Origin of the sequence: Rhodoferax ferrireducens T118 (assembly GCF_000013605.1) — a bacterium.
Taxonomy (GTDB): Bacteria; Pseudomonadota; Gammaproteobacteria; order Burkholderiales; family Burkholderiaceae_C; genus Rhodoferax; species Rhodoferax ferrireducens.
In genome coordinates this window covers 4,295,133-4,315,710 of sequence record NC_007908.1, presented here as the reverse complement: position 1 = coordinate 4,315,710, position 20,578 = coordinate 4,295,133, and the positions used below count along the sequence as shown (strand labels likewise).

The following is a 20,578-nucleotide window of genomic DNA, read 5'->3' as shown; positions in this document are numbered from 1 at the left end:
AGCATGTCCACCCAGGCCTCCATGGCGCAACGCATCCTGCTCGCCCAAGAGACGCGCAAGCGTTTTCTGGCGGAGGCGGGTCGCGCCATGGTGGAGTTGGGTGTGGTGGCGCGGCAGCGGCTGACCGAGTTGATGAACGAGGCTGCGCCTTCGCGTGACATGCAAAACCGGCGCGACGCCTGGACGCTTTACCAGAGCTGCCAGACGGGCTGGGTTGAAGGTACCCTGACGGCCTGGCAGGCAGCCTTGAAGGCACCGGCGGCTGCGCCAAAGAGGGCGCCCGACGGTGATCTGGAGCTGGTTGGTACCGACGTGGTTGAGGACAAGATCATGGCCTCCCGCCTGGTCTTGAGCGTGATGGAAAACGTCAGCGCCGAGCTGAATGATCTGCGTGTGCGCATCAAGCTGCTGGAGGGCGCGCAAGACCTGCAGGACCACGATATTTTCCGCCCGGAAGTGTTGCTGCTGTTGATGATCGAACAGTGGACCCTGGCTGGCATGCCCCGCGAGGCCTGGCCCCTGGTGAACGAGGTGGCGAGCACGCTGTTGACGCAGCGAATCAACCAGGCTTATGCGAACGCTAACGCCTTGTTGATCAGGCAAGGGGTGTTGCCGACGATTGAATTGAAAGATCGCGTCAGACGCATCCCGTCCGCTGCGCCCCGCAGCGGTCCGTCGCCCATGCCATCGCCGGTGTCCGGTCGCGGCGCGCCTGAGGGTGGCGCCAGCCGCCGGGCGGCGCAGGCGGGCTCTGACACGGGTGGCGGCAGTGAGCGTGGTCATGTCAGCGGCGGCGCGCCATCGGGTCACGCCAGGTCGCAATCAGCCGGGTTTTTTGGCAGCGCGTCCGAGGAGACCCGCATGCTGACGTCCAGCACACCGCTGGCGCGGGCACGCAGTCGGGCGCAGGGTGTGCTGGGCCAACTCAAGCGCTTGTTGCTGGGCTCGGGTGCGGGCGATTTTGAAGCCACGCACTATGAGCCGCCGTCGCCCGCACTGGCAGCGGCGATTGCGATGCGTTCCCAGCCGGCGGGCGTTTATTCCGGCGCCGGCACGGTGCTCGACGAGGACAGTCCGGCGGCGGTGGTCAGGGTGGCGGGTGAGCTGCGGCGCACAACCACCGATCTCAAGAACAAGGCCGAAACCAAGAGCGAAAAGGCCATTATTGAAATCGTGGCCCTGATGTTCCAGGCCATCTTGCAGGAGGAACGCATTCCGCCCAGCATTCGGGTCTGGTTCGCGCGCCTGCAAATGCCGGTGCTGCGGCTGGCGCTGGCCGAGCCGGATTTTTTTGGCACCCTGACTCATCCGGCGCGCGAGTTGATTGACCGCATGGGGTCGTGTGTCATGGGTTTTGACGCCAGCGGCATCAGCGGCAGTGCGCTGGAGACCGAGATCAAGCGGGTAGTGCAGGTGATTGAGCAGTACCCCGAGACCGGACGCCGGGTGTACCAACTGGTGTATGACGAGTTTCAGAAGTTCCTGGCCAAATTCCTGACTGGACGCGCGTCAACCCAAAAAGCGGTTAGCGTGGCGCAGCAGGTGGAGCAGAAGGAGACGCTCACGATCCAGTACACGATCGAGATGCGCAACATGCTCAAAGACATGCCGGTGCGCGACGAGATTCGTGAGTTTTTGTTCAAGGTCTGGGCCGAGGTGCTGGCGGTGGCGGCGGTGCGCAAAGGCCCGCAGCACGCCGACACGCTCGCGTTCAAAAAAACCGCCACCGATCTCCTTTGGGCCGCCAGCGCCAAGCCCAACCGCAACGACCGCGCCCGCGTGATCGCGGATTTGCCGCAATTGCTGCAGAAATTGCGCGCCGGCATGACGCTGCTGGGCGTGGCACCGTCCGAGCAGCAGCGCCATATTCAGACCGTCAGCGACACTCTGGCCGATGCGTTCCTGTCCAAGACCCAGGCAATTGGGAGCGAGCAGATTGCGGCCATGGCCGAACACTTGGCCCACCTCGAAAACTTCGTCACCGACGACGGCCTGGGCGATCTGCCGCTGGACGCCCACAGTATTGAAATGATGTTGGGTATCGACGCCTCAGCGATGGACGTGGTGACTGACGGCGGCTCCCAGCCCAGTGCGGCGATGCTGGCGTGGGCGCAGGAACTGCAGGTGGGGGCCTGGTTTTCGCTCGACCACAACGGTCAGCTCGCTCAGGTGCAGTTCGCCTGGCGCAGCGATCGCAAACACCTGCACCTGTTTGCTTCGACCACCGGGCACTGTTACCTGATGCAGACCGGGCGCCTGGCAGCCTACCTGCAGGCGGGTCTGCTGCTGCCGCAAGAAGAAGAAACACTCACCGTGCGCGCCACGCGCGATGCCTTGGGCAAGCTCGAAGCCAATCCGGAGCGGCTGCTCGGTTAATGGGCCACCCGGCTGGCGCCGTCGTCACACAACTCGTCGAGTATCAGCGCGTCGGGCTCCAGCCCCAGACGCCAGAACACCATGAGCACAATGACCTTGAAGTCTTCCAGCGCCAAGGGGTAGGCGGGTGCTGCCATGGCGCGCTCCAGCACGATCTCGCGCAGAGGGCCTGGCAGCGCGCCCGCGTTTTCGAGAAAAGTGACAAAGCCCAGACAGGGCGCACCCAGGTGATTCTGCTCGGCCGCCGTGTACACGCGCAGGCTGTGCGGCGACTGGGCAAGGGCATCTGTTCTTGACGCTTCTTGGGTGCTGTGGCCCGCGCCGGCTGGCGCTGTCGCCACCGACTGCTCGCGCGCCGCCAGACTCAGGTCATGCAACCAGGTCAAGGCATCCTGAATTTCCTCGGCATCAAAGCCGACGGCGCTGAGCTTTGGCTGCAGATCAGCCGGTTCAGGGCAGGACTCGCCATGCCAATAATTCTCGTAAACGAAAACAAGGACTTCAAACATGGGTGCAATATAGCCCGAAGGCGGATCGCTTAAGCGACAAGTTGACCGTCAAATCAGACCTGGCCCCCCGGCTCGTCGCGCGGGCGTCTATCCCCGGCTCATGCGCTGGAACAGGCCGCCGGGCAGGCGCACCAGCAGACCGTCGAGTTCGAGCGTCATCAACTGCGCTTGCAGGCCGGCGGTGTCGATGCCGCAGCGCGCCTGCAAGGCGTCCAGCCCGACGGGGTCGAAGCCGATCGCATCGAGCAACACCGCTTGAGTGCCAAATGAGCCTGTAGCCCCCGTGGAACAGGCGTCAACAGCTATCGAATCGAGAGCATGTGTCAAGCCGCTGTCGATTCTCATCTCCTCCAGCACGTCCTGCGCCGATTCCACCAGCTTGGCGCCTTGCTTGATGAGCGCGTGGCAACCGCGCGCCTGCGTGGAATGAATCGAGCCGGGAATGGCAAAAACATCTTTTCCCTGTTCGGCGCTGAGTCGCGCGGTGATCAGGGAGCCGGACTTCAGGGCGGCCTCGATCACCAGCGTGGCCTGCGCCAGCCCGGCAATCAGACGGTTGCGCTTGGGAAAATTGGCAGGCAGCGGCGGCGTGCCCAAGGGGTACTCGCTGATGAGCAAGCCGTTTTGGGCGATGCGGTGCGCCAGCGCCAGGTGTCTTTTGGGGTAGACCCGGTCCAGCCCGGTGCCGACCACGGCCACCGTGGCGAGCCGGTCGGAACCCGGCGCCAGACTGTCGAGCGCACCCTCGTGGGCCGCGCCGTCCACCCCCAGGGCCAGTCCGCTGACCACGGTCAAGCCCGCCAGCCCCAGCGCCTTGGCAAACTGGCGCGCGTTGACCGCGCCTTGGGGGGTCGGGTTACGGCTGCCGACCACGGCAATGCTGTTGGCCAGACGCAAGGCCAGCTTGTTTACTACTGAAGTAGTAGCTGCTTGCCCTTTGTTGGCGGTGGCTACAGCCTGATTTGACATAAATTCACCAGCCCCCAGCAGGTACAGCATCAGGGGCGGGTCCTCGATGTTGAGCAGGGATTGCGGGTAGTTGGCATCCCCCAGCACCACGATTTGGCGCCGGCCACTACCGACACCGGTGTCCCGCAGCCAGGCCCAGGTCTGCTCCAGCAGTGGCGCCAATTCAGGCGGCTCGGCGCGCAGGGCCGTCGCCTGCCGGGCGCTCACCACCTGCTGCAGCGTCGATGACGACTGCTCAAACACCTTTGCGGGCAAGCCAAACGCCACCAGCAATTTGCGGGCAGCTTCATTGCCGACGCCGCTGCTGAGCGTCAGGCGCAGCCAGGCGGCCAGTTCGTCGCGTTCCACTGAAACCTTGGGGGTGCTGGCGTCAACGGGGTGTCAGGCGGCCTCAGCGCGGGTTGACCAGCCGGTCGCCGACTTTGACGCCATCCGTGATGTCGAGCACCAGCGCATACGAGAGTTTCTCGAAGGGGCGAAACACCATCAGCAGACCATTGCGTTCATCGGGCAACTTCAGCTCGGGGCGCGCCGCATCGGTCTTGTCGATCAGGCGCGCACCGTCTTTCAGGATCGCCAGGACGTGCCCGCTTTCGATGCCGTCGCGCGTGCCCAGATTGATCGCCACGACCTGGTTCTGCGCTGCGTTGACCACCGCGCTGCCATAGACCGAGACAATGCGGGCGTTGACTGGCCCCTGGGGTGCGTGCGGCACGTAGCTCAACAACTGTTGCGGTGGCTCGGGCAGCAGCCGGTCGCCAACGCGCATCTCTTCCTTGGCCGCCACAATGTCAAGCGTGGCCGGGATGATGTCGGTGCGGGGTTTGCCATCCTTGTCAACCGAGGCCTGGGTGGATTCGCCGCGCACCAGCAGCGCCTTGCCCACGTACTGCGCCTCATAGCCCAGAACTTCAGCGGTGACCGGGTCTTTCAATGGCGTGGCATTGCGAAACACCCGGTACGCTTTCTGCTTTTGCGTCGGTTCATCGATCAGCACCGCGTCACCCTGGCCGCGCGCGTAGGCCCGGTCACCCCGGGTCAGCAACACACGGCCCTCCTGCGCCGCCACAATGCGCGGCGCCAGGGCCAGGCCGTTCTCGTCCACGATCACCGGCTCGGCCAGAAACGGTTCGATCAAGTGGCTTTTGAGCGTCGGCAGGGCGTCGTCCGCCAGCTGTTCAATTCGGGTGCGTGGCGACAGGCGCACGGTCGTCAGCGCCGCCGCATCGGCGCCAGACTGGCGAGTGCGCAGGGTGGCGCGCCCGCCCTGGCGCTCCAGATACAGCGTTTGCCCCGGGTAAATCCGATGGGGGTTGCGGATGTCAGCCAAATTCATGCCCCACAATTCGGGCCAGCGCCAGGCGCTTTTCAGGAACATGCCGGAGATGGCCCATAACGTGTCGCCGCGTTTGACGGTATAGCTGTCGGGCGCATTGGCCGCCAGTTCGCTCAAGGGCACGCCGGCCTGCGCGACCTGCGTCGCGGTCGCCTTTTGCCCTGCCGTGATCGGGAAATTCTGGGCCCAAGCTGGCGCGGTGGCCAAGCTGGCGGTCAGCACCGCCAGGGTGACCCCAATGACTTTGGCGGCGGCGGTGGACTTTGGCATCAGGTTTTGGGTCATAGGGTTCTGCACGGCAAATGTGTTTCAGGCGGTTGGCGCGCCAGGCGGCGGACTGGCCAACCTGGAGGACAACATGATAAGTCACGCACGATTTTGCACTTAAGCCCTTGATCCGGCAACGTTTCCTCGGCCGGCCGTGTGCCGGCAGTGCCAAAAGTAGCGAAAATAGCGACATATCCCAAAACCTTGCGGGACAGGCGGCAGCCTGAAGGTTTGCGGGACAGACCGAAGTGACGCGAAGCGCACAAGCTCTGTCCTCAACATTTCAAGGCGTGCCAGTTCTGTCCTCAACTAATTAAATGGCATTACTTCCAATTCTTTGTTATCCCGATCCCAAACTGCACACCGTGGCCAAACCGGTGTCAACGGTGGATGTGCGCGTTCAGACCCTGATCGTGGATATGCTGGAAACCATGTACGAGGCCAAAGGCATTGGCCTGGCGGCGACCCAGATCAATGTGCACGAGCGTCTGATCGTGGTGGATGTCTCTGAAGAACGTGACGCGCCGCTGGTGCTGATCAACCCGCAACTGGTCTGGAGCAGCGCCGAGACGCACCTCAACGAAGAGGGTTGTTTGTCGGTGCCGGGTATTTACGACGGTGTCGAGCGTTTTGACGCCGTCACCGTGACGGCGCTGGACGGCCAAGGCCAGTCGCGCCTGATTGAAGCCGAAGGCCTGCTGGCCGTGTGCATCCAGCACGAGATGGACCACCTGCAGGGCAAGGTTTTTGTCGAGTACCTGTCGCCGCTCAAGCGCAACCGGATCAAGAAAAAAATGCTGAAGAGCCAGCGCGAGGAGCGTGAGTGAGGCTGATCTTTGCCGGCACACCCGAATTTGCCCGCGTCGCGCTGGCCCAGCTGCACGCGGGGGGGCACGAGATTGCGCTGGTGCTGACACAGCCGGACCGGCCCGCCGGGCGCGGCATGAAGCTGCAGGCCTCGGCCGTCAAGCAGTTCGCGCTGGATCACGGTCTGGCGCTGGCGCAGCCGCGCAGCCTGCGGCTGGACGGCAAATACCCTGAGGATGCGGCTGCCGCACGGGAGGCGCTGGTGGCGGCGCAGGCCGATGCCATGGTGGTGGCCGCCTATGGCCTGATTCTGCCGCAGTGGGTGCTGGATGTGCCCGCCCGCGGCTGCTTCAATATTCACGCTTCGCTGCTGCCGCGCTGGCGGGGCGCCGCACCGATTCACCGCGCCATCGAGGCGGGCGACGCGCAAACTGGCGTGACCATCATGCAAATGGACGCCGGGTTAGATACCGGCGCCATGCTGCAGGCGCAGGCGATCCCGATCGGGGCGGGCGACACCACCGGCAGCCTGCATGACCGGCTGGCCGAGCTGGGCGCACAGTTGATGTTGCAAGTGCTGGCGCAGGCGGTCCATGGCAGTTTGCAGCCGGTGGCGCAGGCCGCACAAGGCGTGACGTACGCCCCCAAAATTGAAAAACACGAGGCGGCCATCGATTGGACGCAGCCCGCTGCGGTGATCGCGCAGCGCATCCGTGCCTTCAATCCATTCCCCGGCGCCACGGCGGTTTTGAATGGAGAAACGCTGAAGATATGGCTGGCAGACGTCGCACCGGGTGTTCCACCCGTTTCCAAGGAATTTGGATCAATTCTGGCTGTAGCCCCCGTCGGAATTGAAGTAGTTGCTATGAAATCAATAGTCAACATCACACAGCTGCAGCGCCCCGGCGGTAAGCGCTTGGGCGTGGCCGAGTTTCTGCGCGGGTTTGACCTGCAGCCCGGCATGGTTTTTGAGAGGCACGGCAGCTAGCGCCGCCCAAGGCCAGCTTGACTTCAGACGGTGTTCGTTTAAATTCAAGCCATGTGCCCGAACCGCCAATCCTCCCTGGCCGCAGCACCCGAGTTGCAGCGCCTGCTGGCGCGCTACCCGCCTGACCCACATGCCTTGCTGCAGATTCTGCGCGAACTGCAGGCCCTGCAAGGCTGGCTGGCGCCTGACGCCCTGGGCCAGGTTGCCAGCGAACTCGGTTTGACGCTGGCGCAGGTGCAAGGGGTGGCTGGTTTCTATCGCTTCTTGCACACCCGGCCGGTTGGTGCCTACCGCGTGCTGTTCAGCGACAACGTGACCGACCGCCTGCTGGGCAGCGAGGCACTGCTGGCCGACCTGTGCCAGCGCCTGGGGGTCGTACCCGGTCAGCTCAGTTTTGATGGCCTGGTCAGCGTGGAGCGGACCTCCTGCACCGGGCTGTGCGATCAGGGGCCGGCCTTGCTGATCAACCACCATCAGGTGCTCACTCGCCTGGACCCTGCCCGGGTGGCGCACATGGCCGAGCTGATCCGCGCGCGCGTGCCGGTGCCGCAATGGCCCGCCGCGTGGTTTGAGGTGCAGGACAACATCCGACGGGCCGATGTGCTGCTCGGCGCGCCTTGTGCGCCGGGGGCTGCGTTGACTCAGTCGCTGGCGCGTGGTGCTGACGCGACGCTGGCCGAGATCAAGCGCTCCAATTTGCGCGGGCGCGGCGGCGCCGGTTTTGCCACCGGCCTCAAATGGGAGCTGTGCCGCCAGGCCCCCGGCACGGAGCACATCGTGGTGTGCAACGCCGACGAAGGTGAACCCGGCACCTTCAAGGACCGCGTGCTGCTGAGCCGTCAGGCTGACGCGGTGTTCGAGGGTATGACCGTCGCCGCCCACGTGCTGGGCGCGCGCCGCGGCTTTCTTTACCTGCGCGGCGAATACCGCTTCCTGCTGGAGCCCCTGCAGGCCGTTTTGCAGCGCAGGCGCGCGGAGCAGCTGCTGGGCACCCACATCCTGGGGCAGGCCGGTTTCGATTTCGACATCGCCATTCACGTCGGCGCTGGCGCCTACGTCTGCGGCGAGGAGTCGGCGCTGATCGAGTCGCTCGAAGGCAAGCGCGGCACGCCGCGCATCCGCCCGCCATTCCCGGCCGAGCACGGCTACCTGGGGCATCCGACCCTGGTCAACAACGTGGAAACTTTTTGCGCCGTGGCGCACATCGCGCAGCACGGCGGCGCGCTCTGGGCCGGCATCGGCACGCCCAAATCGACCGGCACCAAGATTCACTCGGTGTCGGGCGACTGCGCGCGCCCGGGCCTGTACGAATACCCCTTGGGCACGCCGGTGAGCCGCCTGCTGGCGGACTGCGGCGCACGCGACACGCAGGCGGTGCAGGTCGGCGGGCCGTCCGGCGTGTGCCTGGCGGCGGACGAGTTTGAGCGCCGCATCGCGTTTGAAGACGTGCCGACGGCGGGCGCCTTCATGGTGTTTGACCGCTCGCGTGACATGTTCGAGGTGGCACGCGGTTTTGCGCATTTTTTTGCCCACGAGAGTTGTGGCTTCTGCACCCCGTGCCGGGTCGGCACCGCCTTGCTGGTCAAGCGCATGGACAAGCTCGCGGGCGGCCATGGCTCGCGCGACGACCTTGATGTGCTGTTCGAGTTGGATCGCTTGCTGCACAGCACCACCCATTGCGGCCTGGGGGCGAGCGCCTGCAACCCCTTGCGCGATACGGTGCTGAAGTTTCGCCCGGCCTACGAGCAACGCTTGCAGTCGCTCGATTTCGAGCCGGGTTTTGACCTCGACGCCGAGCTGTCGATTGCCCGGCGCATGACCGGCCGCGACGACGCCGCCGCGCATCTGGAGAACCGCACATGACGGATGACGTGAGTCCCACCCAGAGCTTCTCGCTCGACGGCGACGACCTGCCGTTTGCGTCCGGGGAGACCATTTTGCAGGCCGCCACGCGCGCCGGGCGCTACATCCCGCACCTGTGCTGGCACCCGGACTTTGCGGCGCATGGCTCGTGCCGGATCTGCAGCGTCAAGGTGAACGGCCGCGTCGGTGCCGCCTGCACCGTGCAAGCGGCGGCCGGGCTGGAGGTCGAAAGCAATACGCCCGAGATGAACCGCCAGCGCAAGACGCTGCTGCAGATGTTGTTCGTTGAGGGCAACCACTTTTGCCCCAGTTGCGAGAAAAGCGGCAATTGCCTGCTGCAGGCCACCGCCTACCAGATGGGCATGGAAGGGCCGCATTTTGAGGAGTTCTACCCCAACCGCCCGGTGGACGCCAGCCACCCCGACATCCTGCTTGACTTCAACCGCTGCATTTTGTGCGAGTTGTGCGTGCGCGCCAGCCGCGAGGCCGATGGCAAAAACATCTTTGCCATCGGCGGCCATGGCATGGGCACCCACCTGCTGGTCAACAGCGCCAGCGGCCAGTTGGGCGACACCGCGATGAGCCTGGATGACCGCGCGGCCCACATCTGCCCGGTGGGCGTGATCCTGCCCAAGCGGCGTGGCTTTGTGATCCCGATCGGCCAGCGGCGTTTCGATTTGAAGCCGGTGTCGCAGCAGCGCGAAGGTGATGCCACATGATGGCGCCCGCGATGTCCCCAACCCCGCGCAAGCTCAAGGTCGCCACCGTGTCGCTGGCCGGCTGTTTTGGCTGCCACATGTCTTTTCTGGATATTGACGAGCGCCTGTTCGATCTGATCGAGCACATCGAGTTCGACCGCTCGCCGCTGACCGACATCAAGCAGGTCGGGGCGTGTGACATCGGCCTGATCGAAGGCGGCCTGTGCAATGCCGAAAACGTGCAGGTGCTGCGTGAGTTCCGCGCGCACTGCAAAACGCTGGTGGCAGTCGGCGCCTGCGCCATTACCGGCGGTTTGCCTGCGCAGCGCAATCATCTCGATTTGGGCCAGTTGCTGACCGAGGTCTACCGCAGCCGGCCGGGCCTGAGCGCGGGCGGCGCCATCCCCAACGACCCCGAACTGCCGCTGCTGCTGAACAAAGTGCACCCGATCCGCGAGGTGGTGCATGTGGACTACTCCCTGCCCGGTTGCCCGCCCTCCGCTGACGCGTTCTGGCACTTCTTGAGCGACCTGATGGCCGGGCGCACGCCGCACCTGGGGCACGGCCTGATCCACTATGACTGACCGACTGAATGTGACCGAACATGAGCACCTCACTCGAAACCGCTGCCCCTGACGCCGTCGCCCAAGGCCTGCGCCGGGTCGCCATCGACCCGGTGTCACGGGTCGAAGGCCATGGCAAGGTCACCTTGCTGCTCGACGCGAACCACCGCGTGCAGCAGGTCCGCCTGCACATCGTCGAGTTCCGCGGCTTCGAGCAATTCATTCAGGGCCGACCTTACTGGGAGGTGCCGGTGATGGTGCAGCGGCTGTGCGGCATCTGCCCGGTGTCGCACCACCTGGCGGCGTCCAAAGCGTTCGACCGGGTGGTCGGCGCCTTGCCGGTCACGCCGACGGCTGACAAGATCCGCCGCTTGATGCATTACGGCCAGGTGATGCAGTCGCACGCCTTGCACTTCTTCTACCTGGCCGCGCCCGACCTGCTGTTTGGTTTTGACTCCGAGGTGAACCGGCGCAACATCGTCGGCGTGGCGCAGGCCCATCCCGACATCGCCCGCAAAGGTGTGCTGCTGCGCAAGTTCGGCCAGGAGTTGATCCGCGCCACCGCGGGCAAGCGCGTGCATGGCAGCGGCTCGGTGCCGGGCGGCGTCAACAAGCACGTCAGCCCGCAAGACCGGGCCCTGCTGCAACGCGATGTGGCGCAAATGATCGCCTGGGCGCAAGAAGCCGTTTTGATTGCCAAACAATTACATGCGCAGAACCCGGCGCTGTACGATAGTTTTGGCAGCTTTCGCTCCAACCTGCTGTCGCTGGTCAGGATGGATGGCGCGCTGGACCTGTACGACGGCGTGCTGCGGGCGCGCGACACGGCGGGTGCCATCCTGTTCGATGGCGCCAGCGACCAGGACTATCTGGGCTTGATCGAGGAAGAGGTCAAGCCCTGGACCTACATGAAGTTCCCGTTCCTCAAAAGCCTGGGGCCGGAGTTGGGCTGGTACCGGGTTGGGCCGCTGGCACGGCTGCAAAACTGCGACTTCATCCCCAGTCCGCTGGCTGAACGTGAGCGCCTGGACTTCATCGCCTGGGGCCGGGGCGAGCCGATCCAGGCCACGCTGGCCTACCACTGGGCGCGCATGGTGGAGATGCTGCATTGCGTCGAGGTCATCCAGGGTCTGCTGGATGACCCCGACATTCTGGGCGGCGAGCTGATCGCCAGCGGGCCGCGCCAACGCGGCGGCGTCGGGGTGATCGAGGCGCCGCGCGGTACGTTGTTCCACCATTACGAGGTTGGCGACGATGATCTGGTGACGATGTGCAACCTGATCGTCGCCACCACCCACAACAACCAGGCCATGAACGAAGCCGTGCGATCGGTGGCACGCGAGTACCTGGATGGGCGCGAGTTGACCGAAGGCCTGCTCAATCATATCGAGGTCGCCATCCGCGCTTACGACCCCTGTCTGTCGTGTGCCACCCATGCGCTGGGTCGGATGCCGCTGGAGGTGACGCTGCTCGGGTTTGACGGCGCGCTGATCGACCGTGTCCTCAAGTCGCACAGCGGTGAGTTCCGCCATGACCTGGGTACTGTGCCAAGCGTATCGGTATGACGGCAACGCCCGCGCCGGTGGCGCCGCTGCTGGTGTTCGGTTGGGGCAATCTGAGTCGCGGCGACGACGCGCTGGGACCTTTGTGCATTGAGCGCCTGCGTGCCCTGGCCGCGCCTGCCACCGCCGTGGACTACCTCGACGACTACCAGTTGCAGATTGAACACGCGCTCGATCTGGTGGGCAGGCAACGTGTGTTGTTTGTCGATGCCAGTCTGAGTTGTCCTGCGCCGTTCGAGCTGACGCAACTGCAAGCCGCGCGGGACATCAGCTTTACGACCCACGCCTTGAGCCCGCAGGCGCTGATGCAGGTGTTTTTTGATCTGCGCGGCGAGGCGCCGCCGTCCTGCACCCTGCTGGCGATTCGTGGCGAGTGTTTCGAGCTCGGCGCGCCGCCCAGCCCGGCGGCGCTGGCGCATCTGGCGGCGGCGCTGGCATGGGCGACGGACTGGCTTGATGCCGACCAATGACAGCGCGTTTGCGGTTTGTCAAACGCGCAGCTGCCACAGCGGCGGATAAGAGAACCCGTGAGGCGTGCACCGCATGCCCCGGGCACAAAAGCAATGTACAACCACTGGGAACACTTCGAGCATGGCGCCGACATCGGCGTGCGCGGCATCGGTGCCACCAAGGCCGGCGCCTTTGAGCAGGCCGCGCTGGCGCTGACGGCCGTGATCACCGACCCGCAGCAGGTGGCTGCAGTCGAGGCCGTGCACATCACTTGCGAGGCGCCGGACGACGAGTTGCTGCTCGCCGGCTGGCTCAATGCGCTGGTGTACGAGATGGCGGTGCGGCGCATGCTGTTTGGCCGCTTTCATGTCGATCTCCATGGCACGCACCTGGACGCGCAGGCGATGGGCGAGCCCACCTCGGTGCAGCGCCATCAGCCGGCGGTGGAGGTCAAGGGCGCCACTTACACCGCCTTGCGCGTGGCACCCGTCGATGGTGGCTGGCTGGCGCAAACCGTGGTCGATGTCTGAGCCATGGATCTGACGCTCCTGAAACAACACAGTGCCTGTGCCTGGGAGATCCCGGCCCAGGGCAAGATGCGTGTGCCGGCCATGATCTACGCCAGCCGGGAACTGGTGCGCGCGATGGACCACAAGGTCTACGAGCAGGCGGTCAACGTGGCCATGCTGCCGGGTATTGTGGGCGCCTCGCATGTGATGCCCGACGCCCACTGGGGTTATGGCTTTCCGATCGGTGGCGTGGCGGCCTTTGATGCCGATGCCGGCGGCGTGGTCTCGGCCGGCGGCGTGGGTTTTGACGTCTCGTGCGGCGTGCGCTGCCTGCACACCGGGCTGCGCCGCGAACACATCATGGCCGTGCAGCGCGAGCTGGCCGAAGCGCTGTTCGAACGTATTCCGGCCGGCGTCGGCAGCACCGGGGCGATCCGGCTCAACAGCGCGCAGATGGACGCCATGCTCAGCGGCGGCGCCAAGTGGGCGGTCGAGCGGGGCTGGGGCAGCAATGCCGACCTGGAACGGGTCGAAGAGCATGGCCAGATGCTGCACGCCAAACCCAAGTTCGTCTCGGAGCAGGCCAAGAAGCGCCAGCGCGAGGAGATGGGCACGCTGGGCAGCGGCAACCATTACCTGGAGGTGCAGGAGGTCACGGCGGTGTTTGATGCCGCGATTGCCAGCGCCTACGGCTTGCACCAAGGCGACATCGTGCTGATGATTCACTGCGGCTCACGCGGGCTGGGACATCAGATCGGCACTGAATTTCTGCGCAAAATGGTCGAGGCCGCGCCGGGCTACGGCATCATCCTGCCGGACCGCGAACTGGCGTGTGCGCCGATACGCTCCGACCTGGGCCAGGAATACCTCGGCGCCATGCGTGCGGCCATCAACTGCGCGCTGGCCAATCGCCAGATCCTGACGCAACTGGTGCGCGACGTGTTTGCCAAACTGCTGCCCTCGGCGCAACTGCCGGTGCTGTATGACGTGTCGCACAACACCTGCAAGCTGGAAACGCACAAGGTCGACGGCCAGCCGCGCGAACTCTATGTGCACCGCAAGGGCGCCACGCGGGCCTGGGGCCCCGGCCACCCCGAACTGCCGCAGGCTTTGCGTGCCAGCGGCCAGCCGGTGCTGATTGGCGGCTCGATGGGCACCGGCTCCTATGTGCTGGCGGGTACCAAGGCCTCGGAGTCGCTGGCGTTTTCGTCGGCCTGCCATGGCGCCGGACGCGCCATGAGCCGCCATCAGGCCCTCAAGACCTGGAACGGGCGCACGGTGGTCGATGAGCTGGCGCAACGCGGCATCCTGATACGCAGCCCTTCCATGCGCGGCGTGGCCGAGGAAGCACCCGACGCCTACAAGGACGTGAACGCGGTCGTCGATGCGGCCGATGCGGCCGGTCTGGCGCGCAAGGTGGCGCGGCTGGAGCCGCTGGTGTGCATCAAGGGCTAGACGTCACCCAAGCAACCATGGGCACCGTCACACTCTGGCTGGCCGGCGACGTGATGACCGGGCGTGGCATCGACCAGATTCAGGCGCACCCCGTTGTGCCGCTGCTGTATGAGCGCTGGGTGCGCGACGCGCGCGACTACGTGCGGCTGGCCGAACAGTTCAATGGACCGGTTCCGGCCCCGGTGGCGCCGGACTACATCTGGGGTGATGCCCTGGCCGAGATCGAGCGGCGCCAGCCCGAGTTGCGCCTGGTCAATCTGGAGACGGCGATCACGACCTCGGATGAAGCCTGGCCCGACAAGGGCATCAACTACCGCATGCATCCCGCCAACATCGGCTGCCTCACCGCCGCGCGCATCGACGTCTGCACGCTGGCCAACAACCATGTGCTGGACTGGGGGCGCCCGGGACTGGCAGAAACCCTGCACACGCTCAAGCAGGCTGGAATCCACAGCGCCGGCGCCGGCAGCCATCTTGAGGCCGCCTGCGCACCCGCCACCTGGCCACTCGCTGGCGGCGCGCGCCTGCTGGTGTTTTCATGGGCCGGTCCGGACAGCGGCGTGCCGCCCGCCTGGGGCGCCACGCCGCAGCGTTCTGGCGTCGCACTGCTGCCCGATTTGACAGAGTCCGGCGCGCAGCAAGTCGCCGCGCGCGTCGCCCGGCAGCGCCAGCCCGGCGATCTGGTTGTGGTGTCGCTGCACTGGGGCGGCAACTGGGGGGTCGAAGTGCCGCAACTGCATCGCCGCTTTGCGCAGCGCCTGATTGAGCTGGGCGCGGCCGATCTGGTGCACGGCCATTCATCGCACCATCCGCGGCCGGTCGAGGTTTACCGCGGGCGGCTCATTCTCTACGGCTGCGGTGATCTCATCAATGACTATGAAGGCATCGCGTCGCAAGAGCGGTTTGATCCCAGTGCCGTGTGTCTGTACTTTGCGCAGCTCGCGCGTGAGACCGGTGCGCTGCAGCAGCTTGAGATTGTGCCCATGCAGCTGCGCCGACTGCAGCTGAGACACGCCCAAGCTTCCGCGCGACGCGGCCTGCAATCATTGTTCGAGACCGAGGGCCGGCACTTCAACACGGGTGTGCAAGCGCAAGCCGATGGCAGCTGGCGACTGCGCTGGTGATGGCCTGCAGCCGTGTTCGCAGGCTCACTTTCGGATCTGGCGTTCGCGCCGGCCCTCGCTGTCGATGGCAGCCACCAGCAAACCCAGTTCCTGCGCCAGGATGTCCAGCACATCGTCGAGCGTCACCACACCCATCAACTCGTCCTGCTCGCCGACCACCGGAACGCGCCGTACACCCTTGCGGCGCATGCTGTGCATCAGGTCAATCAGTGAGTCGTCCTCGCGTGCGGTGACCAGGTCGGTGCTCATCACGTCCTCAACTTGCAGCGTGCTGGGGTCGAGATCAGAGGCGACCACAGCGGTCACGATATCGCGGTCGGTGAGCACGCCCACCACGATTCGCTTGCCACCCACCTCGTCAACCACAACGAGGCAGCCGACATGGTTTTCCCGCATCAGCCGCGCCGCGCCGTTCAGGGGCGTCTGCTTGAAGGCGATGGTCACGCTGCGTGTGCATATTTCGCCTGTGGTTAAACGTTCACCCATAGCGTTCTCCCCTGTTTTCCTGCTTGTGACACTTCATTCGGCTGGCGGTTCACCCATGCCATGCTTGCCCAGACTCACGCGCTTGGCCTGGAATCCTTCATCACCCGCTTCGGGAATGAACTGCACGGCGCTGCCAATCTGCAGGTGCTCAAACGGCGTACCCGCCACGTTGTCGCGGCTGAAGTAATACTCGTCGCCAGCAGGTGTACGGATGAAACCAAACCCCCCGGCATCGTCCAGGCGCACGAGCTCGCCATGCAGCGCCAGTGCGTGCTGCTTCTCCTGCCTCCTGCGCTTGCGCACGACGTCCTCAAGCTGGCGTTTCATGTGGTCGAAAGCATCGCGCAGCGCCACGTATACGTCTTCGTTTTGGACCCGGTTCACCACCAGTTCGTGGCCCGGCAGCGTGACGTCGATGCGCACACCGAAAGGGCGGCCCTGATGTTTGTGCTTCTGTTCCAGGTCGATATGGACATGGCAAGCCATGATGTCGGGGGCGAAGGATTCGAGCCTGTGCGCATGTTCACGCGCGCTTGCCTCAAGCGCGTCGGAAGGCTCCATGTCGTGAAATTGAATGTGAACCGGAAGCTTCATCTTGTCCCCTTTGCTGGCATCCGGTTTCATTGTGCGGGGCAGCACGGCGAACCGCTTGAGATTTGTCAACGCCCGCAGCTGCGGCTTTATTCGCAGCCTGCTGGCTGAAAGCTGTCAAGCCATTGCCATCATGCTGATCGCCACCCCGCTCAACACGGCATTGCCGGAGAGCGGGTCGCGCGCCTGATCATCCAGCAGCGCATTCAGGTTGGCACCGGGGCGCTGGGCGGCCAGGCTCAATTGCGCACCGGGCAAGTCGTGGCCCCAGCCGTGCGGCAGGCTGACCACGCCGGGCATCATGTCGGTGCTGATTTGCACCTGCGCCTCAATGCTGCCCGCGCCGTTGCTGATGCGCGCCAACGCTCCTTCTGTGAGGTGCAGGCGCGCCGCATCAAACGGGTGCACCAGGGCGGTACACCGAAACGGCCCCTTGGCCAGGGTGGGCAGGTTGTGCATCCAGCTGTTGTTGCTGCGCACATCGCGCCGGCCGATGATGACCAGATCTGGCGCCTTGCTGTGCAGGTCGGCCCAGGCACGCGGCAGGTCGGCCAGCAGCAGGGGCGGGGCCAACTCAATCTTGCCGCTGGGGGTGCGCAACAGCTCCGGCACACGCGGCTGCAACTCGCCCAGGTCCATGCCGCCGCTGCCGCTGGCCGCAATCACCTTGGCCAGGGTCAAGCCATCGGGTTTCAGGCCAAAGGCGTCGCCATAGGGGCCGGTGCGCAAGGCCACATCGAGCAGGCGTTGGGGCCCGCGCAGGTTTTGGGTGGCGTCCATCACCGCAGCGGCTTGTGCACCGAACTGACGCTGTGTATCTTGCGCAAACTGCGCGTCATCCAAAGCATTCACATCCACGTCGGCACCATGACCTTGCACGATGGCGGCCAGCTTGAGCAGGATTTGCCACTCGGAGGGCCGATCCTCGGCCGGCAGCACCGGTCGGCTGTAGCGGGCGTGGTTGCGCCACGACAACTGGGGGAATGACACGTCAAAGTGCTCGTCCTGCAGGGGCGATACGCCCGGCAAAACAACGTCCGCATGGCGCGTGGTCTCGTTCAGGTAAATGTCCACACTGACCATGAAGTCCAGCGCCTCCAACGCCTGGGCCAGACGCGCCCCGTTGGGCGCCGAGATCACCGGGTTGGTCGCCACCGTGATCAGGGCGCGGACTTGATCGGTGCCGGGGGTCTCGATTTCTTCAGCCAGGCAGGTCATGGGCAGCTCACCCATCACCTCGGGCGCGCCGCTCACGCGCGAGTGATGGCGTCCCGTGGCCACGCCGCGCCCGCTGCCGCTGGCACCCGACGTGTTGCTGGCAAACGCGGCGGCTTTGGTGAACATGGCGCCGCCCGGCACATCCAGATGGCCGGTGAGGATGTTGAGCACATCCACCAGCCAGCTCGCCAGCGTGCCAAAGGTTTGTGTGCAGGTGCCGATGCGGCCATAGACGGCGGCGCGCTCGGTGTGCGCCAGCTCACCCGTCAATTCAACAATGGTGTCAGCCGTCATGCCGCAGCGCGCGGCCACCGCCTCAGGCGTGAAAGCAGCCACCGCTTGCTGCACCGCATCAACGCCACTCACCCAGTCAGCCACCGCGCCCAATCGCACCCATTGCCTGGCAAACAGGGTGTTCACCATGGCCGCCAGCAAAAACACGTCGGCACCGGGGCGAATGAAGTGGTGCGCATCGGCCACGGCGGCGGTCTCGGTGCACCTGGGGTCAATCACCACCAGGCGGCCACCACGGGCCTGCAGGTCTTTGGCTTTGCCGCGAAAGTCGGGCACGGTCCACATGCTGCCGTTGCTGGCCAGCGGGTTGGCACCGATCACCAGCAGCAACTGGGTGCGCGTGATGTCGGGCAGCGGCACCGTCATCCAGTGGCCAAACATCAAGCCGCAGGCCAGTTGCTTGGGCACCTGGTCCAGGCTGGAGGCTGAAAACACGTTGCGCGTGCCCAAAGCGCGGGCCAGCTTGGGGAAGTAAGTCAGCAAGCCGTATTTGTGCACCGTCGGGTTGCCCACCGCCACGGCAACCGCCTGGCGGCCGTGCTGGGCCTGCAATGGCGGCAGGCGGCGCGCAATCTCGGCAAAGGCTTGCGTCCAAGTGGCGGCCACATGCCGGCCGTTGCGCTTGATCAGCGGCGTGCGCAGCCGGTCCGGGTCGTCATGCAGGTCTTTGAGTGCCACCGCTTTGGGGCAGATATAGCCCTGGCTGAGCACATCGCGGGCGTCCCCCTTGATGCTGGTCACAACACCGTCCTGTACCTTGATCTCCAGCCCGCAGCAGGCTTCGCACAGGGGGCAAATTCGGTAATGGGTAGTGTCCGTCATGGCAGGCCTCGTTCAAGAAAGGGGGGATTGAGTCACAGGCTGAAGCGGGTTGTCCAGAACATGGGTGACAGCCGTGTTTTGCTGAGGTGGCTGCTGGTTTTTCCGGGGCTCAAGATTAACGGTGCGTGAGGAACTGAACTGCGGTTTCGATCAAAAAAGTGTCGCCGATTTTTACACCCGTCCCCGGCACGGCGACCCTATGGTCGCCAATGCATAAGTTAAGTCCTTGATTCTTATGGCTTCCATGGCGTCTCGCCCTCTCTTGGCATGAAACATGCTGCTAATCGTCAACCCATCACGTCGATCAACCTTCAAGGAGATTATGATGAAACTCAAGAGGTTTTTACCGGTAGCCATTGTGGCTTTTGCGGCGAGTTTTGCCGCCAATGCAACCAGTTTGTTGCTGCCGCCGGCGAACGAAATAACGGTCGGCACGTACGGTGATTTCTCCGTTTACTCGCTCGATCTGCTGCAGAAATGTGCCGCCGCCGGTGACCCACGCTGCCTGCCCAGTGGCCCTTACCCGGTGCAGTCGAGCCCGGGCCAGATCAACAGCCAGCTGATCATCTACAGAAACTCCAACGGGACGCAGGTCGATAATTACAGCAGTCCGACCGGCCCGTTTGTCGGCCAGTTGCCAGCGGTTGTCAAGGTGGACGACCCGTTCGACGCGCCCACGGGCAGTGGCGTCACGGCGTTCAACATGACCGCGGCCAATGAACCGGCGACGACATGGGCGGGCGGATCCGACATCGTTGGCCGCTGGGACGCGAGCCTGTCATCGGTACTCGCTTATCTCACCCACGGAACGATACGCAGCGACCTGGTCTTCCTGTTCGACAACAACCAGCAGGGAACGGACCTTACCCAGCAGCAGTTCATCTGGGCCGAACTCAAAATTCTGGATGCCGCTGGCAATCCAACCGGCACCTGCTATGAGTTGAACTCGAATTTGAACTCGGGCTTTTTGGGTCATTGCGGTGACACCCCCGGCGACCCGCTGTTCACGGCCTTCGACCAACCCACTGATTACGTCAGCACGGTCGGTCGTTTCTGCGTTGACTTCACAACCGGCGCGGCCTACAACCAGGGCGCAGCCAATCAGGCTGCCTGCAATCCCGGGGACTACTTCGTGAGCAACAACCTGGGCGCCAGCAATGCCGAGTTCGCGGCCTATGTGGGTGAGCTCAACAACAACCTGGAGGCCTGGGCGGCAGCTGGTTACTTCATGTCGGTCGATTTCAAGATGCGCGCGCTGAACGACGGTGGTGAGCAGCTCTTTATCTGCGACTTTTGCGCGCTGACGCCGGGGAACTTCATTCCGGAGCCTAATTCGCTCGCACTCGTTGGACTGGCCCTGTTTGCTGTCGCGGGCTTGGCACGCCGCCGCAGGAACTGAATCAGGCGCCGTTTTAATCGGCGTCCCAAAGCAACAAAGGCCCTGTCACCCGACAGGGCCTTTTTCTTGATGGGCGCGCTTTATTCGCACCGCAAGATAGCGCACGAGGCCCCGGTTTATCTCAGTCATGCATTTTTTGCATAAAGCCATTGAGCGCGGATTTATTTGCTTTCAAGTCCCAGGGGGCAGTCCTAGACTGACTGGCATGCAAATACTCAACCGGTGCCTCATGGCCAGTCTCACGCTTGCATTTTTCTGATGGCACGAGGCGATCACGCTGCGCGCCAACTCT

Annotated in this window: 18 protein-coding genes; 12 read left to right on the top strand and 6 right to left on the bottom strand. The window is 64.5% G+C overall.

Annotated features, from left to right (window positions below; genetic code table 11):
• Nucleotides 1-3 precede the first annotated feature (3 nt).
• Nucleotides 4-2,376: a DUF1631 family protein gene (locus RFER_RS19625; RefSeq protein ID WP_011466126.1), complete on the top strand. Its 2,373-nt coding sequence runs from the start codon at nucleotides 4-6 to the stop codon at nucleotides 2,374-2,376.
• Here the strand turns inward: RFER_RS19625 and RFER_RS19620 are convergent.
• The 3 genes from RFER_RS19620 to RFER_RS19610 all read right to left on the bottom strand — a co-directional run bounded on the left by RFER_RS19620 (nucleotide 2,373) and on the right by RFER_RS19610 (nucleotide 5,475).
• Nucleotides 2,373-2,885, bottom strand: a complete 513-nt coding sequence (locus RFER_RS19620) for a DUF494 family protein (RefSeq protein WP_011466125.1) — start codon at nucleotides 2,883-2,885, stop codon at nucleotides 2,373-2,375. The two genes, RFER_RS19625 and RFER_RS19620, sit on opposite strands and share 4 nt — an antisense overlap.
• 87 nt (nucleotides 2,886-2,972) lie before the next feature.
• Nucleotides 2,973-4,202 (bottom strand): DNA-processing protein DprA, encoded by a 1,230-nt coding sequence (gene dprA, locus RFER_RS19615; RefSeq protein ID WP_011466124.1) that lies wholly within the window; start codon nucleotides 4,200-4,202, stop codon nucleotides 2,973-2,975.
• 43 nt (nucleotides 4,203-4,245) lie between these two features.
• The gene (locus tag RFER_RS19610) at nucleotides 4,246-5,475 is read right to left on the bottom strand and encodes a LysM peptidoglycan-binding domain-containing protein (protein ID WP_011466123.1); all 1,230 of its coding nucleotides are present in this window, start codon (nucleotides 5,473-5,475) and stop codon (nucleotides 4,246-4,248) included.
• 299 nt (nucleotides 5,476-5,774) lie between these two features.
• Here RFER_RS19610 and def point away from each other — a divergent pair, with 299 nt between their 5' ends.
• From def to RFER_RS19560, 10 genes are all read left to right on the top strand, one after another.
• Nucleotides 5,775-6,284 (top strand): peptide deformylase, encoded by a 510-nt coding sequence (def, locus tag RFER_RS19605; protein WP_011466122.1) that lies wholly within the window; start codon nucleotides 5,775-5,777, stop codon nucleotides 6,282-6,284.
• Nucleotides 6,281-7,252, top strand: coding sequence for a methionyl-tRNA formyltransferase (fmt, locus tag RFER_RS19600; protein WP_011466121.1), 972 nt, complete (start codon nucleotides 6,281-6,283; stop codon nucleotides 7,250-7,252). Before def ends, fmt begins: the two co-directional genes overlap by 4 nt.
• A gap of 51 nt (nucleotides 7,253-7,303) precedes the next feature.
• Nucleotides 7,304-9,115, top strand: coding sequence for an NAD(P)H-dependent oxidoreductase subunit E (locus RFER_RS19595; RefSeq protein ID WP_011466120.1), 1,812 nt, complete (start codon nucleotides 7,304-7,306; stop codon nucleotides 9,113-9,115).
• Complete coding sequence (locus tag RFER_RS19590) at nucleotides 9,112-9,834, top strand: 2Fe-2S iron-sulfur cluster-binding protein (protein ID WP_011466119.1); 723 nt, start codon at nucleotides 9,112-9,114, stop codon at nucleotides 9,832-9,834. Before RFER_RS19595 ends, RFER_RS19590 begins: the two co-directional genes overlap by 4 nt.
• Before the next feature lie 11 nt (nucleotides 9,835-9,845).
• Entirely contained in the window at nucleotides 9,846-10,397 is a 552-nt protein-coding gene (locus RFER_RS19585) for an NADP oxidoreductase (RefSeq protein ID WP_041792926.1), read from the top strand.
• Nucleotides 10,398-10,417: 20 nt separating this feature from the next.
• On the top strand, nucleotides 10,418-11,941 hold the full coding sequence (locus RFER_RS19580) for a Ni/Fe hydrogenase subunit alpha (protein WP_011466117.1): 1,524 nt from the start codon (nucleotides 10,418-10,420) through the stop codon (nucleotides 11,939-11,941).
• A complete protein-coding gene (locus RFER_RS19575; protein ID WP_011466116.1) occupies nucleotides 11,938-12,408 on the top strand; it encodes a hydrogenase maturation protease in 471 nt (156 codons plus the stop codon). Before RFER_RS19580 ends, RFER_RS19575 begins: the two co-directional genes overlap by 4 nt.
• A gap of 93 nt (nucleotides 12,409-12,501) precedes the next feature.
• Entirely contained in the window at nucleotides 12,502-12,918 is a 417-nt protein-coding gene (locus RFER_RS19570; protein ID WP_011466115.1) for an archease, read from the top strand.
• Nucleotides 12,919-12,921: 3 nt separating this feature from the next.
• Entirely contained in the window at nucleotides 12,922-14,352 is a 1,431-nt protein-coding gene (locus RFER_RS19565) for an RtcB family protein (RefSeq protein ID WP_011466114.1), read from the top strand.
• 17 nt (nucleotides 14,353-14,369) lie between these two features.
• Entirely contained in the window at nucleotides 14,370-15,476 is a 1,107-nt protein-coding gene (locus RFER_RS19560; RefSeq protein ID WP_041791007.1) for a CapA family protein, read from the top strand.
• A gap of 24 nt (nucleotides 15,477-15,500) precedes the next feature.
• On the opposite strand, the gene RFER_RS19555 is transcribed toward RFER_RS19560, so the two are convergent.
• The 3 genes from RFER_RS19555 to RFER_RS19545 form a co-directional block, all read right to left on the bottom strand.
• Entirely contained in the window at nucleotides 15,501-15,962 is a 462-nt protein-coding gene (locus RFER_RS19555) for a CBS domain-containing protein (protein ID WP_011466112.1), read from the bottom strand.
• 33 nt (nucleotides 15,963-15,995) lie between these two features.
• A complete protein-coding gene (locus RFER_RS19550; RefSeq protein WP_244095751.1) occupies nucleotides 15,996-16,601 on the bottom strand; it encodes an HPF/RaiA family ribosome-associated protein in 606 nt (201 codons plus the stop codon).
• 69 nt (nucleotides 16,602-16,670) lie between these two features.
• Nucleotides 16,671-18,887, bottom strand: a complete 2,217-nt coding sequence (locus tag RFER_RS19545; RefSeq protein WP_011466110.1) for a molybdopterin-dependent oxidoreductase — start codon at nucleotides 18,885-18,887, stop codon at nucleotides 16,671-16,673.
• A gap of 325 nt (nucleotides 18,888-19,212) precedes the next feature.
• Between RFER_RS19545 and RFER_RS19535 the strand changes: the two genes are divergently transcribed.
• Nucleotides 19,213-20,286: a PEP-CTERM sorting domain-containing protein gene (locus tag RFER_RS19535; protein WP_011466109.1), complete on the top strand. Its 1,074-nt coding sequence runs from the start codon at nucleotides 19,213-19,215 to the stop codon at nucleotides 20,284-20,286.
• Nucleotides 20,287-20,578: the final 292 nt, after the last annotated feature.

Bases quoted from the DNA above. Each gene is read 5' to 3' on its own strand.
- RFER_RS19625 (WP_011466126.1), top strand. From the start codon at position 4: ATGTCCACCCAGGCCTCCATGGCGCAACGCATCCTGCTCGCCCAAGAG.
- def (WP_011466122.1), top strand. From the start codon at position 5,775: ATGGCATTACTTCCAATTCTTTGTTATCCCGATCCCAAACTGCACACC.
- RFER_RS19585 (WP_041792926.1), top strand. From the start codon at position 9,846: ATGTCCCCAACCCCGCGCAAGCTCAAGGTCGCCACCGTGTCGCTGGCC.
- RFER_RS19595 (WP_011466120.1), top strand. From the start codon at position 7,304: ATGTGCCCGAACCGCCAATCCTCCCTGGCCGCAGCACCCGAGTTGCAG.
- RFER_RS19610 (WP_011466123.1), bottom strand. From the start codon at position 5,475: ATGACCCAAAACCTGATGCCAAAGTCCACCGCCGCCGCCAAAGTCATT.
- RFER_RS19560 (WP_041791007.1), top strand. From the start codon at position 14,370: ATGGGCACCGTCACACTCTGGCTGGCCGGCGACGTGATGACCGGGCGT.
- RFER_RS19580 (WP_011466117.1), top strand. From the start codon at position 10,418: ATGAGCACCTCACTCGAAACCGCTGCCCCTGACGCCGTCGCCCAAGGC.
- RFER_RS19590 (WP_011466119.1), top strand. From the start codon at position 9,112: ATGACGGATGACGTGAGTCCCACCCAGAGCTTCTCGCTCGACGGCGAC.
- RFER_RS19535 (WP_011466109.1), top strand. From the start codon at position 19,213: ATGAAACTCAAGAGGTTTTTACCGGTAGCCATTGTGGCTTTTGCGGCG.
- RFER_RS19575 (WP_011466116.1), top strand. From the start codon at position 11,938: ATGACGGCAACGCCCGCGCCGGTGGCGCCGCTGCTGGTGTTCGGTTGG.
- RFER_RS19570 (WP_011466115.1), top strand. From the start codon at position 12,502: ATGTACAACCACTGGGAACACTTCGAGCATGGCGCCGACATCGGCGTG.
- RFER_RS19565 (WP_011466114.1), top strand. From the start codon at position 12,922: ATGGATCTGACGCTCCTGAAACAACACAGTGCCTGTGCCTGGGAGATC.
- RFER_RS19555 (WP_011466112.1), bottom strand. From the start codon at position 15,962: ATGGGTGAACGTTTAACCACAGGCGAAATATGCACACGCAGCGTGACC.
- RFER_RS19620 (WP_011466125.1), bottom strand. From the start codon at position 2,885: ATGTTTGAAGTCCTTGTTTTCGTTTACGAGAATTATTGGCATGGCGAG.
- RFER_RS19545 (WP_011466110.1), bottom strand. From the start codon at position 18,887: ATGACGGACACTACCCATTACCGAATTTGCCCCCTGTGCGAAGCCTGC.